The 13,641-nt window shown below is 74.2% G+C and carries 10 protein-coding genes; 7 read left to right on the top strand and 3 right to left on the bottom strand.

Translation table 11 applies throughout. From position 1 onward, the window contains the following. Nucleotides 1-4: 4 nt before the first annotated feature. Nucleotides 5-1,849: a translation elongation factor 4 gene (gene lepA, locus FOF52_RS00680; protein WP_248591890.1), complete on the bottom strand. Its 1,845-nt coding sequence runs from the start codon at nucleotides 1,847-1,849 to the stop codon at nucleotides 5-7. A 182-nt stretch (nucleotides 1,850-2,031) separates the two neighbouring features. Here lepA and FOF52_RS00675 point away from each other — a divergent pair, with 182 nt between their 5' ends. The 7 genes from FOF52_RS00675 (at nucleotide 2,032) to FOF52_RS00645 (ending at nucleotide 10,355) form a co-directional block, all read left to right on the top strand. Continuing rightward, the gene (locus FOF52_RS00675) at nucleotides 2,032-3,003 is read left to right on the top strand and encodes a hypothetical protein (protein ID WP_248591889.1); all 972 of its coding nucleotides are present in this window, start codon (nucleotides 2,032-2,034) and stop codon (nucleotides 3,001-3,003) included. Nucleotides 3,004-3,246: 243 nt separating this feature from the next. After that, the gene (gene rpsT / locus FOF52_RS00670; RefSeq protein ID WP_248591888.1) at nucleotides 3,247-3,516 is read left to right on the top strand and encodes a 30S ribosomal protein S20; all 270 of its coding nucleotides are present in this window, start codon (nucleotides 3,247-3,249) and stop codon (nucleotides 3,514-3,516) included. A 476-nt stretch (nucleotides 3,517-3,992) separates the two neighbouring features. Continuing rightward, on the top strand, nucleotides 3,993-5,138 hold the full coding sequence (locus FOF52_RS00665; protein WP_248591887.1) for a ComEA family DNA-binding protein: 1,146 nt from the start codon (nucleotides 3,993-3,995) through the stop codon (nucleotides 5,136-5,138). Between the two features lie 36 nt (nucleotides 5,139-5,174). Then, entirely contained in the window at nucleotides 5,175-7,487 is a 2,313-nt protein-coding gene (locus tag FOF52_RS00660; RefSeq protein ID WP_248591886.1) for a ComEC/Rec2 family competence protein, read from the top strand. 47 nt (nucleotides 7,488-7,534) lie between these two features. Next, nucleotides 7,535-8,392 (top strand): oxygenase MpaB family protein, encoded by an 858-nt coding sequence (locus FOF52_RS00655; protein WP_248591885.1) that lies wholly within the window; start codon nucleotides 7,535-7,537, stop codon nucleotides 8,390-8,392. A 59-nt stretch (nucleotides 8,393-8,451) separates the two neighbouring features. Then, nucleotides 8,452-9,420 carry a DNA polymerase III subunit delta gene (gene holA / locus FOF52_RS00650; protein WP_248593702.1) on the top strand — a complete coding sequence of 323 codons (969 nt, stop codon included), beginning with the start codon at nucleotides 8,452-8,454 and terminating at the stop codon, nucleotides 9,418-9,420. Between the two features lie 173 nt (nucleotides 9,421-9,593). Continuing rightward, nucleotides 9,594-10,355 carry a phosphotransferase gene (locus tag FOF52_RS00645; RefSeq protein ID WP_248591884.1) on the top strand — a complete coding sequence of 254 codons (762 nt, stop codon included), beginning with the start codon at nucleotides 9,594-9,596 and terminating at the stop codon, nucleotides 10,353-10,355. 47 nt (nucleotides 10,356-10,402) lie between these two features. On the opposite strand, the gene FOF52_RS00640 is transcribed toward FOF52_RS00645, so the two are convergent. Continuing rightward, on the bottom strand, nucleotides 10,403-11,608 hold the full coding sequence (locus FOF52_RS00640) for an imidazolonepropionase (RefSeq protein WP_248591883.1): 1,206 nt from the start codon (nucleotides 11,606-11,608) through the stop codon (nucleotides 10,403-10,405). Between the two features lie 280 nt (nucleotides 11,609-11,888). Next, nucleotides 11,889-13,355: a GTPase HflX gene (gene hflX, locus FOF52_RS00635; RefSeq protein ID WP_248591882.1), complete on the bottom strand. Its 1,467-nt coding sequence runs from the start codon at nucleotides 13,353-13,355 to the stop codon at nucleotides 11,889-11,891. Nucleotides 13,356-13,641: the final 286 nt, after the last annotated feature.

Raw genomic sequence — 13,641 nt, 5'->3', positions numbered from 1 at the left:
CGCGTCACTTCTTCCTGGCGTCCTTGCCCTCGCCGCCGCTGTCGGTGGACAGCGCCGAGATGAAGGCCTCCTGCGGCACCTCGACGCGGCCCACCATCTTCATGCGCTTCTTGCCCTCCTTCTGCTTCTCCAGCAGCTTGCGCTTACGGCTGATGTCACCGCCGTAGCACTTGGAGAGCACGTCCTTGCGGAGCGCGCGGATGTTCTCCCGGGCGATCACCCGGGAGCCGATGGCGGCCTGGATGGGCACCTCGAACTGCTGCCGGGGGATCAGCTCCCGCAGCTTCTTGGTCATCTCCACCCCGTAGGAGTAGGCGCTGTCGCGGTGCACGATCGCGGAGAACGCGTCGACCACCTGCCCCTGCAGCAGGATGTCCACCTTGACCAGGTCGGCGGACTGCTCCCCGGACGGCTCGTAGTCCAGCGAGGCGTACCCCTTGGTGCGGGACTTGAGCTGGTCGAAGAAGTCGAAGACGATCTCGGCGAGCGGCAGCGTGTACCGCATCTCCACCCGGTCCTCGGACAGGTAGTCCATGCCGTCCAGGACGCCGCGCCGCCCCTGGCACAGCTCCATGATCGGGCCGACGTAGTCGGCGGGCGTCAGCACGGTGGCCTTCACCACCGGTTCGCGGACCTCCGCGATCTTGCCCGCGGGGAACTCGCTGGGGTTGGTCACCGTGTGCTCGGTGCCGTCCTCCATGCGGACCTGGTAGACCACGTTGGGCGCGGTGGAGATGAGCGCCAGGTCGAACTCGCGCTCCAGCCGGTCGCGGGTGATCTCCAGGTGCAGCAGCCCCAGGAAGCCGCAGCGGAACCCGAAGCCCAGCGCCGCGGAGGTCTCCGGTTCGAACACCAGGGCCGCGTCGTTGAGCTGGAGCTTCTCCAGGGCGTCGCGCAGCACCGGGTAGTCGGTGCCCTCGATCGGGTACAGCCCGGAGAACACCATCGGCTTGGGGTCGCGGTAGCCGGGCAGCCCCTCCTCGGCGGGGGCGGCGGCGGAGGTGACGGTGTCGCCGACCCTGGACTGGCGCACGTCCTTGACCCCGGTGATGAGGTAGCCGACCTCGCCCACGCCGAGCGAGTCGACCCTGGTGGGCTCCGGCGCGCTCACCCCGATCTCCAGCATCTCGTGGGTGGCCCCGGTCGACATCATCTGGATGCGCTCGCGGGTGTTGAGCCGGCCGTCGACGACCCGCACGTAGGTGACCACGCCCCGGTAGGTGTCGTAGACGGAGTCGAAGATCATGGCGCGCGCGGGCGCGTCCGCGTCGCCGACCGGCGGCGGGATGCGGGTGACGATCTCGTTGAGCAGCTCCTCCACGCCCATACCGGTCTTGGCGCTGACCCGCAGCACGTCCGACGGCTCGCAGCCGATGATGCCCGCCAGCTCCGCCGCGTACTTCTCCGGCTGGGCGGCGGGCAGGTCGATCTTGTTCAGCACCGGGATGATCGCGAGGTCGTTCTCCAGCGCCAGGTACAGGTTGGCCAGCGTCTGGGCCTCGATGCCCTGGGCCGCGTCGACCAGCAGGATCGCGCCCTCGCAGGCGGCCAGCGACCGGGAGACCTCGTAACTGAAGTCCACGTGACCGGGCGTGTCGATGAGGTTGAGCACGTAGGTCACGTCGTCGAGCGCGGTGAAGGGCAGCCGCACCGCCTGCGACTTGATCGTGATGCCACGCTCACGTTCGATGTCCATGCGGTCGAGGTACTGGGCCCGCATCTGGCGTTCCTCGACCGCACCGGTCAGTTGCAGCATGCGGTCGGCCAGTGTCGACTTGCCATGGTCGATGTGCGCGATGATGCAGAAGTTCCGGATCAGCGCAGGATCGGTCCGAGTTGGCTGTGGCACCGTGGTCCGTTCACATTCTTCGAGGTCGGATGGGGGCACGACGCGGCGGGAGCGCACGCGCGGCCGGGGTCGGGCGGTGTCTCCAATAGTCCCACGGGCGCGACAACGGGCGGTACCGCGGGCCAGAATGGGACACGCGACCCCTACCAGGCTATGCGACGGACACAACCGGGAGACCAACGGTGCGCTGGCTACTCACACGTCTTCTCGCGGGACTCGCCGCGGTGCTGGTGGTGGCGGTGGGCGCGGGCGTGCTGCTGGCCGCGCAGTTCTCCGGGGAGAAGGCCGGGTGGGCGGCCTCCGCCGGCGCGGACGCGGCGTGGCTGGACGGCTCCTGGGTCGACGGGCGGGCCGACGAGGACGACTTCGCCGCGGCGCTGCCCCGGCTGCGCGCCTTCTCCGAGGTGTACGTGCACGTGGGGGAGATCGCCGAGGACGGGACGGTGGACCCCGCCGGCTACGCCGCGGCGGACGCCTTCCTGGACCGGATGGACCGGGAGCTGCCCGAGGTGCGGGTGCTGGGCTGGCTGAGCAGCGCCGCCGACAGCTCGTCGCTGCTGGCGGACCGCGTACCGAAGGAGGCCCGCGCCCGCCTGGTGGAGGCGGCCGCCGCGGTGGTGGACGCGGGGTTCGACGGGGTGCACTACGCCGTCACCCCGGTCACCGTGAACGACCCGGGCTTCGTCGACCTGCTGGAGCGGACCCGCGAGGCGGTCGGCGAGGAGGCGGTGCTGTCGGTGCTCGCACTGCCGGTGGAACCGCTTCCCGGGGTGCGGCTGCCGGTCTTCCTCGCCAACCGGGGGGAGCGCTACTGGTCCACCGGCTTCCTGCTGCGGATCGCGGAACTGTGCGACGTGGTCGTGGTCTCCGGCAGCGGCACCGGCATGCCGGGCGGCTCCCTGTACGGCGGGTTCATGGCGCGGCAGACCGAACTGGCCCTGCGGACGGTGCCCGGGGACACGGGGCTGCGGATCGGCGTCCCGGGGGCCGAGGAGGGCTCCGGCGGCGTGGCGACCGCCGCCGAGGCGGTGCGCGTCGCGCTCACCGGGCACGGCGAGCGCGACGGCTTCGGACTGGCCGTGCCGGCGCCGGACGCCATGACCGAGGAGGAGTGGGCGGCCTTCGAGGAGGGCTGGCTGGCCCCGCAACGCTGACCGGGGCCGCACCCCGCCGCTCCCCCGGCGGCCCGCGCCGCCGGTGGGCGGTGCCGCGGTGCGAGCAGCCGGTGCCGCAGGGCATAATGGAAGTCCGTGTCTCGGACGTTCCACGTTCGATTTGAGCCCTTGGTCTCAACACTCGCGTCGACCTCCGCGGACCCCTTTGTGGATCGGCTGCCCACAAGCGTGGTCCGGGTGCGTGCGGCGCGCATCCTGACAGCAACTGGAGCATGTTTTCGCATGGCGAACATCAAGTCGCAGAAGAAGCGCAACCGGCAGAACGAGAAGGCCCGTCTGCGCAACAAGGCGGTCAAGTCGTCGCTGAAGACCGCCATCCGCAAGTTCCGTGAAGCTGCCGAGGCCGGGAACGTCGAGCAGGCCGTCGTCCTGCAGCGCGCCGCCGCGCGCCAGCTGGACAAGGCCGTCAGCAAGGGCGTCATCCACAAGAACCAGGCCGCGAACCGCAAGAGCGCGATCGCGAAGCGGCTCAACCAGCTGCAGAACGCCTAGTTCGCACAGGCCGTGAAGGCCGGGCCCCGCGCGGGGCCCGGCCTTTTCCCGTTCTTCCGGAAGGAGTGGTCCGCCCCGGGGCGCCGTCGTGTCCGGGGCTCGGAGCCCGGCGGGGCCGGTCCTGCCGGGCCGGGCCCGGTGTCCGCTGACCCGGTCGGTGCGTGTCTGTTCGGGCCGGACCGGTCACGGGGCCTCTGCTTCCTCCTCTTCGTCGAGCGGCCCGGGGCGGCGCAGGTCCGGCGGTCGCCGGTCTGCTCGTGGCGGCCGGGGGCTCCGCGGCGGGCGGGGAACCGGAACCGCTCGGTGCCGCGGCCCCGCACGGGGATGGCCGGGCCGGACCGCGTCGGGGCGTCCGCAGCCGGTGCGGGCGGCGGTTCCGGGCCGCCCGATGCCCGGGTCCCGGGGCGGCGGGGAGTTGTCCACAGGCGGGAAACTCGTCCGGTGACGTCCCGCGGCGGGGACCTACCGTCGTCGGCATGGCACGACACACCCCTCCCGGTCCCGTCGGCTCCCCGGAACAGCGGCTGCGGGCGCTGTCCCGGGGAGCCGTCCCCGCGCCCGTCCCCGGCCCCGCGGTCGAGGACCCCGCCGACGCGTCCGACCTCGCCGCGCCGCCCCCGCCGCCCTACGCCCTGGTCGACGGCCCCGTCCGCGCCCCCGTCCCCGCTCCCGCCGCGGACCTCCCGGTCCCCGCGCCCCGCCCGCCCGCCGGGGCGCCGGCCGACCGCGGCTCCCCGGACCGCGGCGGCCCCCACTCCCCTCCCCCGCCGCCCGCCGCCCCCGTCTCCGCGGAGCAGGCCGCAGCGGCGGGAAGCGGCGTCCGGCCGGAGGGGGCTGCCCTGTCCCGACCCCCGGACGGCGACCACGGGGACGACGCCCCCGCCTCCGACGACGCGCCCCCGTCCGACGCCCCGCCCGGGTACGTGCGGCTCCTGCCCTCCGACGGCGCCTCCGGGCGGCGGCTGCCCGCCCTGTTCGGAAGCCTCCTGGAGCGGTGCCTGCCCACCGGAGCGGACCAGCCCCCGCTGGGACGCTCCGGGGTCCTCGCGCTGGCCCTGGTGTGCCTGCTGGCCGCGGGCCTCACCGGATGGTTCGTGCTGGACGCCCGGCCCGCCTCTGCTCCCGCCCCGCCGCAGGCGGCCTCCCCGTCCGGCGCCTCCCCGTCCGCCCCGCCCGGCTCCCCGGGCACGGTCGTGGTGCACGTCGGCGGCGAGGTCGAGTCGCCCGGGGTGGTCACCCTGCCCGCCGGGTCCCGGGTGGCCGACGCCATCGACGCCGCGGGCGGGCTGCGCTCCGACGCCGACCCCGGCCTGCTCAACCTGGCCCGCCCCCTCGTCGACGGCGAACAGGTGCTGGTGGGCGTCACCCCCTCCCCCGTGCCCGGCGGTCCGGCGGTGCCGGGCCGGCCCGCCGGGGACGGGCGGATCGACCTCAACACCGCCACCGCCGAGCAGTTGCAGACCCTTCCCGGCATCGGCCCGGTGCTGGCCCGGCGGATCGTTGAGCACCGCGACTCCATCGGCGGCTTCACCTCCGTGGAGCAGCTGCGCGACGTCACCGGTATCGGCGACCGCCGCTTCGACGACCTGCGCGACCTGGTCCACGTGGGCGGCCTGTCGTGAGCGTGTCCCTCCCCCCCGTTCGACGGGCGCACCCCGTTGGACCTGCGCCTGGCCGTCCCCGCGGCGGGGCTATGGCTGACCGTGCTGGCGCTGCTGGACGCCTCCCCGCGCACCGCGTTCCTGACCGCGGCGGTGACCGGCACGGCCGCTGCGGCGGTGCTGCCGCTGCTGCGCCGCCCGCGCGGCGGGGCCGCGGCCGCGCTGCTCGCCGCGACCCTGGTCTGCGCTGCGGGCGGCGCCCTGGCGGTGGCGGGCCGCAGCGCGGCGGTGGCGGCCGGTCCCGTGGCCGCACTGGCCGCGGCCGAGCAGCACACGGAACTGTCCGCGGTGGTCTCCCTGGACCCGCGGCCCCGCGCGAACCCGGCGGTGCCGGGCCGCGCCGAGTTCGTCGTGGACGCCCGCACCGAGTGGGTGGCGCTCGGGGACGACGGGACGCGGGTGCGCACCCGCGTCCCGGTGGTGCTCCTGGTGCACGGGGAGGAGTGGCGGCACCTGGTGCCGAGCCAGCCGGTGCGGGCGGCGGGCCGACTCGTCCCCGCCGACGGCGGCCTGGAGGCCGCGCTGCTGCTGGTGCGCGGACCGCCCCGCGAGGTCGGCCCGCCGTCCACGGCGCACGCCTGGGCCGAGGAGGTGCGCGAACGGCTGCGCCGGGCGTGCGCGGTGCTGCCCCGGCCGGAACGCGGCCTGCTGCCCGCACTGGTGGTCGGCGACACCTCCGGACTCGACGCCGAGACCGCGGAGGCCTTCCGCGCCACCGGGCTGACCCACCTGCTGACCGTCTCGGGGGCGAACCTCGCGGTGATGACCGGCGTCGTGCTGGCCGTCGCCCGCTGGTGCCGCCTGCCCCCGTGGGCCTCGGCGGCCGCGGGGGCGGCCACCATCGCCGGGTTCGTGCTGCTGGCCCGGCCCGAACCGAGCGTGCTGCGCGCGGCGTTCATGGGAGCACTCGCCCTGGTGTCGCTGGCGGTGGGACGGCCCCGCATCGGTGTGGCGACCCTCGCCGCCGCGGTGATCGGACTGCTGCTGTTCGCCCCGGCCCTGGCCGCCTCCTTCGGGTTCGCGCTGTCGGTGCTGGCCACCGGGGGCATCATGGTGCTCGCGCCGCGCTGGCGGGACGCCTGGGCGCAGCGGCTGCCGACGTGGCTGGCCGAGGCGGTCGCGGTGGCCCTCGCCGCCCAGGTGGCGTGCGCGCCGCTGCTGGTGCTGCTCTCCGCCGAGGTCACCTGGGTGTCGGTGCCGGCGAACGTGCTGGCCGGACCGTTCGTGCCGGTCGCGACCGTGGGCGGCTTCGCGGTCGCGGCCCTGGCCTCCGTGGCGCTGCCGGTGGCGCGCGCGGCGGTGTGGGTTCCGGGGACGGCCGTGCACTGGATCTGCGTGATCGCCGACGCGGGCGCGCGGGTCCCGCACGGGGCGCTGCCGTGGCGGTCCGACGTGGCCGGGGCGCTGCTGCTGGCCGCGCTGCTCGCGGCGCCGCTGGTGCTGCGGGGCCGGGCGCGGCGGGCCGTAGCCGCGGTGACGGCCGCGGCCGTAGTGGCGGCGACCGCGGTCACCTGCCTGGCCGCGCCCTGGCCGCCGTCCGGCTGGGCGGTGGTGGCCTGCGACGTCGGACAGGGCGACGCGCTGGTGCTGGCGGCCGGCCGCGCCGACGCCGTCGTGGTGGACGCGGGCCTGCGCCCCGAGGACGTCGACCGCTGCCTGGACGGGCTGCGGGTGCGCCGGGTGGTCCTGCTGGTGCTCACCCACCACGACCTCGACCACGCGGGCGGCACCGGCGGGGTGCTGCGCGGCCGCACGGTGCGGGAGGCGGCGGTCCCGCCCGGCTTCGACGCCCCGGTCGCCGCCGCGGCACTGGCCCGTGCCGGGGTCCGGCCGCGCACGGTGCACACCGGCCAGGACCTCGCCGCGGGCCCGTGGCTGCTGTCCGTGCTGTGGCCGCCGTCCGACTTCGCCGGCGACGACCCCAACGAGGGCAGCGTGGTGCTGCTGGCCCGCCCGTCCTCGCCCCGGGGCCCCGGCGGGACGCTGTCGGTGCTGCTCACCGGGGACATCGAGGAGTCGGCGCAGCGCGCGCTGCTGGCCGACCCCGCGATCCGCGGCGTCGACGTGCTGAAGACCCCGCACCACGGCGCCGCCACCCAGGAGGGCGCGTTCCTGGACGCCACCGGGGCCCGGGTGACGCTCACCTCGGTGGGCGCCGACAACCCCTACGGCCATCCCGCCCCGGCCACGTGGGCGCGGTTGACCGCCCTGACCCCGGCCTCCTACCGCACCGACCGGCACGGCGACGTGGCGGTGGTCCCCGGTCCCGACGGCCCGGTCGTGCACTGGCGCGGCCCGCGGGCGCGGTGAGCCGAAGGCCGGGCGCGACCGGGGACCACGAACCTAAGCTGACGGTTATGGACACCCTCCCTCCTCCCGAGGACTCCGCCCTGCGCCGCGTCTCCCGCGAGGCCGCCGTCCTCGGCGGCGCCGGGTACGCGATCCTGCTGCAGGTCGCCCACCCCGCGGTGGGCCAGGGAGTGCACGACCACAGCGACTTCGCGTCCCGTCCCCTCGACCGGCTGCGCGGCACCCTCACCTTCGTCTACGGCGTGGTGTTCGGCACCCCCGCCGAGGCCGCACGGATCAGCGCGATCGTGCGTGCCCTGCACACCAGGGTCACCGGCCCCGGGTACCGCGCCCTCGACCCGCAGCTGCTGCTGTGGGTGGCCGCCACCCTGTACCGGGCCGCGGAGACCGTGTACGACCTGGCCGTGGGCGACCTCACCGACGCGGAGAAGGACGAGGCGTACGCGCACTCGGCGGTGCTCGCCACGGCGCTGGGCTGCCCGCCCGAGTACTGGCCGCCCTCCCGCGCCGACTTCGACCGCTACTGGGCGCGGACCGTGGCCTCGCTGCGGGTGACCCCGGCGGCCCGCACCGTGGTCCGGGAACTGCTCCACCCCGCCTCCCCGCTGCTGCGCCCCGCCGCGCGCGTCCAGGGGTTCGTCGCCGCCGGACTGCTGCCTCCCGGGCTGCGCGAGGAGTTGGGGCTGGCCTGGGACGCGCGCCGCCAGCGCCACTTCGACCGGATGTGCGCGCTGGTGCGGGCGGTCTACCCGCGGCTGCCGCTGCGGCTGCGCACCTCGGTGCGGGACGCCCTGCTGTGGGACATCCGCCGCCGGACCGCCCGGAACCGGCTGTACCGCCGTCCCCGGGGGTGGCGCCCGGTGCTGCGGGGCGCGGCGGCCGAGGCGCGGCAGCGCTCCGCGTGACCGTCCGCGGTCGGCGCGACGGGGTCCGTCCGTCACCGTCGCGTGGCATGCTGGCGTCCATGGACTCCACCTCCGTTCCGCCGCTGTCCGTCGTCGTCGGCGACGAGGAGCTGCTCGTCGACCGCGCCGTCGCCGGGATCGTGGCCGCGGTGCGCGCCGCCGACCCCGACGTGGACGTGCACGACCTGATGCCCTCCCAGGTCAGCGCGGGCACCCTGGTCGAGGTCACCTCGCCGTCGCTGTTCGGGGAGCGCCGTGTGGTGGTGCTGCGTGCGGCACAGGACCTCACCAAAGAGCCCGCCGGGGTGGTCGCCGACTACCTGCGGGACCCCGCCGACGACGTGGTGCTGGTGCTGGTCCACGCGGGCGGCGCCAAGGGCAGGGCGCTGCTGCAGGCCGCGCTGAAGGCGGGGGCGCACCGGATCGACTGCGCCAAGCCGACCAAGGCGTCCGAACGGGCCGCGTTCGTCCGGGGCGAGTTCGAACGCGCCGGACGGAAGATCACCGCGGACGCCGCGCAGGCGCTGCTGGACGCGGTCGGCACCGACCTGCGGGAGATCGCGGCGGCCTGCACCCAGCTCATCGCCGACACCGAGGGCCGGGTGGACGCCGCGGCCGTGGCCCGCTACCACAGGGGAAAGGCGGAGGCGTCCGGGTTCACCGTCGCCGACCGCGCCGTGGAGGGCCGCCTGGCCGAGGCGCTGGAGCAGCTGCGCTGGTCGCTGTCGGTGGGCATGGCCCCGGTGCTGATCAACAGCGCGCTGGCGGGCGCGGTACGCGGGATCGCGGTGGCCGTGCAGCCGCCGCGCGGCCTCTCCGACGCCGAACTCGCCAAGCAGGCCAAGGTGCCGCCGTGGAAGCTGCGCACCATCCGCCAGCAGGCCCGCGGCTGGACCCCGCGCGGCGTGGCGCACGCGATGCGGGTGGTCGCCGAGACCGACGCCCTGGTCAAGGGCGCGGGCCGCGACCCCGCCTACGCCCTGGAGCGCGCCGTCATCGAGATCGTCTCGGCCCGGGGACGGCGGTGACCCGTCGCCGTCGCGCGTGATGTCCAGGAGGGGAACGGTCCGCTCCGGCTCCCGGAGTGTCGCAGGACGCACGGCGGCCGTGCGGCCCCGCCCCGGACGCCCGGCCGGCAGCGGGCTTCCCGCCCCCGGAAAACCACGGGACGGCGTGGTCCGCGCGCCCTATCCTCTTCCGTGTGGAAGGTGAGGTCCTCCGCGGCGGGGTGAACCGGGTGGTGCGCACGGGAACGGTCGTGCGCCGCCCCACGGGACCGTGGACCCCCGCCGTGCACGCGCTGCTGCGGCATCTGGAGTCCGTCGGGTTCACCGGGGCGCCGCGACTCCACGGCGTCGACGACCGGGGACGCGAGGTCCTCGACTTCGTCCCCGGCACGGTGGCGGACTACCCGGTCCCCGCCTACGTGCGCAGCGACGCGGCGCTCGTCGCGGCGGGACGGCTGCTGCGCCGCTACCACGACGCCACGGCCGGTTTCGTCCCGCCCTCCGGCGCGGTCTGGCAGCTGCCGCCGCGCGAACCCCGGGAAGTGGTCTGCCACGGTGACGCGGCCACCTACAACACCGTGTTCCGCGACGGCCTGCCGGTGGCCCTCATCGACTTCGACACCGCGCATCCGGGCCCGCGCGTGTGGGACCTCGCCTACACCGCCTACCGGTTCGTGCCGCTGGGCGCGCCCGGCAGCAACGGCGAACACGTCCCGGTGGCGGAGCAGGCGCGGCGACTGGAACTGCTGGCCGACGCCTACGGGCTGGCGGAGGCGGACCGGAACGTCCTGGTGGGGACCGTGCGGGAGCGCCTGGCGGCCCTGGTGGACTTCATGACCGCGCGGGCGGCCGCGGGCGACGCGGCGTTCGCCCGGCACCTCGCCGAGGGCCACGACGTGATCTACCGCAACGACATCGCGTATCTTCGCGCGCACCCCGAGTTGTTGCGGGGATGACTTCGCCACCGGTCCTCGCGCACCCGGTCCTTCCCGGGGTGCCGGGATCAGCGGATGGCCTCGCCGCCGCGCCACACCCGCATCGCCTTCAGGCCGTAGGCCCAGGCGAACGCGCCCTCGTGGTCGGCGTCCCACTGGACGACGTCGGCGATCTTTCCCGGGGCGATGAGGCCGCGGTCGACCGCGCCCAGGGCCTGGGCCCCGCCGACGGTGGCCGCGCGCAGCGCCTCGTGCACGCTGATGCCGTACAGGCCGACGGCCATGCACACGACCAGCGACATCATGGTCGTCCCGGAGTGCGCGGGGTTGTGGTCGGTGCCCAACGCCACCGGGACGCCGTGGTCGAGGAGGGTCCGCACCGGCGGGGTGCGGCGCTCGTTCAGCGAGGCGGTGGGGCAGGCCACCACCGGGATGTTGGACTTGGCCAGGGCCAGCAGGTCCTGCTCGTCGGTCTCGTGCAGCAGGTCCACCGAGTCGCACTGCAGTTCGGCGGCCATGCGCACGGCTCCGTGCCGGGGTTTGGAGCAGGCGTGCAGCCGGGTCCGCAGCCCGGCGGCGCGGCCCAGCGACAGCAGCCAGCGCGCGTCCTCCGTGGTGAACTGGCGGTTGTCGCAGTAGACGTCCACGCCGTCGGCGCCGGCCTGGGCCGCGTCGCCCAGCCACGAGCCGACGGCCTGCACGTAGTCGCGGGGACGGCCGAAGTACTCGGGGGGCACCGCGTGCGCGGCGAAGAAGGTGACGTGCAGCCGCGGCATCCCGGGCTCCTCCTCCAGGGAGCGCAGCAGGCGCACGTCGGCGAGTTCGCCGTCACGGGTCAGGTGGTAGCCGGTCTTGGCCTCGACCGTGGTGGTGCCCCACAGCAGCCAGTGGCGGAGCCGGTCCCGCACGTCGTTGCAGAGGGTCCACGGGTCGGTGCCCCGGGTGACGGTGACGGTGGAGGAGACGCCGCCGCCCGCGGCGACGATGTCGCTCTGCGAGGCCCCGTCGGTGCGCGCGGAGATCTCGGCGAACCGGTTCCCGGCGTAGACGGGGTGGGTGTGGGCGTCGATGAGGCCGGGGGTGACGAGCGCGCCGCCCGCGTTGTCGATCTGGGCGTCGACGATGTGGTCGATGACTCCGGGGATGCTCTGGGGGAGGTCGGCGGCCGGGCCGACCCACGCGATGATCCCGTCGTGCATGACGATGGCGGCGTTGCTGATGAGTTCGACGCCGGTCCACAGTCGTCCGATGTTCGTCAGCAGTCGTACCGTCATCGTCTCACCGCTCGCCCGTCCACGTCGCCACGGTCGTCATCCGATGAGCGGGGGACGACCACGCCGCACGAACAGTCCTCACACGACTTCATATCGATGCCTTGGCCTAGTAGGGGGTCAACGCGGCCGGAACGGGGCCGGGCAGCAGCATCTCACTTTGGTGAAGGCAACCGTAGTTCATAGAGCGTTGAGATGTACACCTCTGCGCCCGAACAGTAAACGGCGGAACCTCCGGGGAGGTTCCGCCGTTTTTGTTCCTCTTGGTCGTTACTGTGCGTCGTTACCGCGCGACGGTGGCGTACTGGTCCAGTTGGCCTGCCAGCAGCGGGGGGACCCAGGCGTGCAGGGCGGTGCCCTCGCCGGTGTACTCCTCGCTGAGGATCCGGCCCTCCTGGTGGACCCGGGAGACCAGGTCGCCCCGGTCGTAGGGCAGCAGCACGGAGACCTCGCGCTCGAACTCGGGCAGCGCCTCGGCGATGGCCCGCAGCAGCTCCGGGATGCCCTCGCCGGTGTGCGCGGAGACCTCGACGGCGTCGGGGTACTTCGTGCGCAGCTGCTTGAGCACCGTCTCCTCGGCCGCGTCCACCTTGTTGACGACGATCAGCTCCGGGATGTCGGCGGCCCCGATCTCGGCGAAGACCTCGCGCACCGAGGCGATCTGCTGCTCGGGGTCGGGGTGGGAGCCGTCCACGACGTGCAGGATGAGGTCGGCGTCGGTGACCTCCTCCAGGGTGGAGCGGAACGCCTCGACGAGCTGGTGCGGCAGGTGCCGGACGAATCCGACGGTGTCGCTGAGGGTGAACAGGCGGCCGTCGGGGGTGTGCGCCCGGCGCACGGTCGGGTCCAGGGTGGCGAACAGCGCGTCCTCCACCAGCACGCCCGCTCCGGTGATCCGGTTGAGCAGGCTGGACTTGCCCGCGTTGGTGTATCCGGCGATGGCCACGGCGGGCACCTGTCGGGTGCGGCGCCGGTCGCGTTTGACGTCGCGGGCCACGGCCATGTGCGCCAGTTGGCGGCGGAGCTTGGCCATCCGGGCGTTGATGCGGCGCCGGTCGGTCTCCAGCTTGGTCTCGCCGGGGCCGCGCAGTCCCACGCCGCCGTTGCCGCCGCCGGAGGTGCCCGCCTGGCGGGACAGCGCCTCACCCCAGCCGCGCAGTCGCGGCAGCAGGTAGGTGAGCTGCGCCAGTTCCACCTGCGCCTTGCCCTCCCTGCTCCGGGCGTGCTGGGCGAAGATGTCGAGGATGAGGGCGGTGCGGTCGATCACCTTGACCCCGACCACGTCCTCCAGCTGGCGCAGCTGGCCGGGGGTCAGTTCACCGTCGCAGATGACGGTGTCGGCCCCGGTGCTCTCCACGATGTCGCGGAGTTCGGCGGCCTTGCCGCTGCCGACGTAGGTGGCGGGGTCCGGTCTGGACCGGCGCTGGGTGAGCCCCTCCAGGACCAGGGCGCCCGCGGTCTCGGCGAGCTGCTTGAGCTCGAACAGCGAGTTGTCGGCGTCCTGCTGGGTGCCGCTGGTCCACACCCCGATGAGCACCACGCGCTCCAGCCGCAGCGACCGGTACTCGACCTCGGTGATGTCGTGGAGTTCGGTGGACAGCCCCTGGACACGACGCAGTGCCTGGCGGTCCTGGAGTTCGAGCTGTCCCTGGTCGACCGCGTCGACGTCCGGGCCGGTCCGCGCGGGGTCCACCGCCACGGCACTCGATCCGGTGCGGGGAGTGTGGTCGTTGAGAGAAGTACGTGTCATATCCATCCAGGCAGTGTCAACACGGGGTCACCGCGGTTTCTTCCCCCGATCGTCCCACGGGTACCACTCGAAGTCAGGTGTTTTTCGTGCGGCTGGCGTCCCTGGGCGGAACCGCTGCGTGACCGGCAGGTAAAGAAGAAGAGTTCTTTAACCACTCTTGATCCGGAAAAAACGTTGATCTTTCCGATTGGGCGAAAAATCCGCACCGTACAGCGGGGAGACTGCGTTGACCTGCTCGTACGGGCAGAGTAGCGTCATATTCCACATACCAGAAGCAAGTTTCGCG

The sequence above is a fragment of the Thermobifida alba genome, assembly GCF_023208015.1.
Taxonomy (GTDB): Bacteria; Actinomycetota; Actinomycetes; order Streptosporangiales; family Streptosporangiaceae; genus Thermobifida; species Thermobifida alba.
The sequence above is the reverse complement of the archived record's forward strand: the minus strand, read 5'-3'. Positions and strand labels throughout refer to the sequence as shown.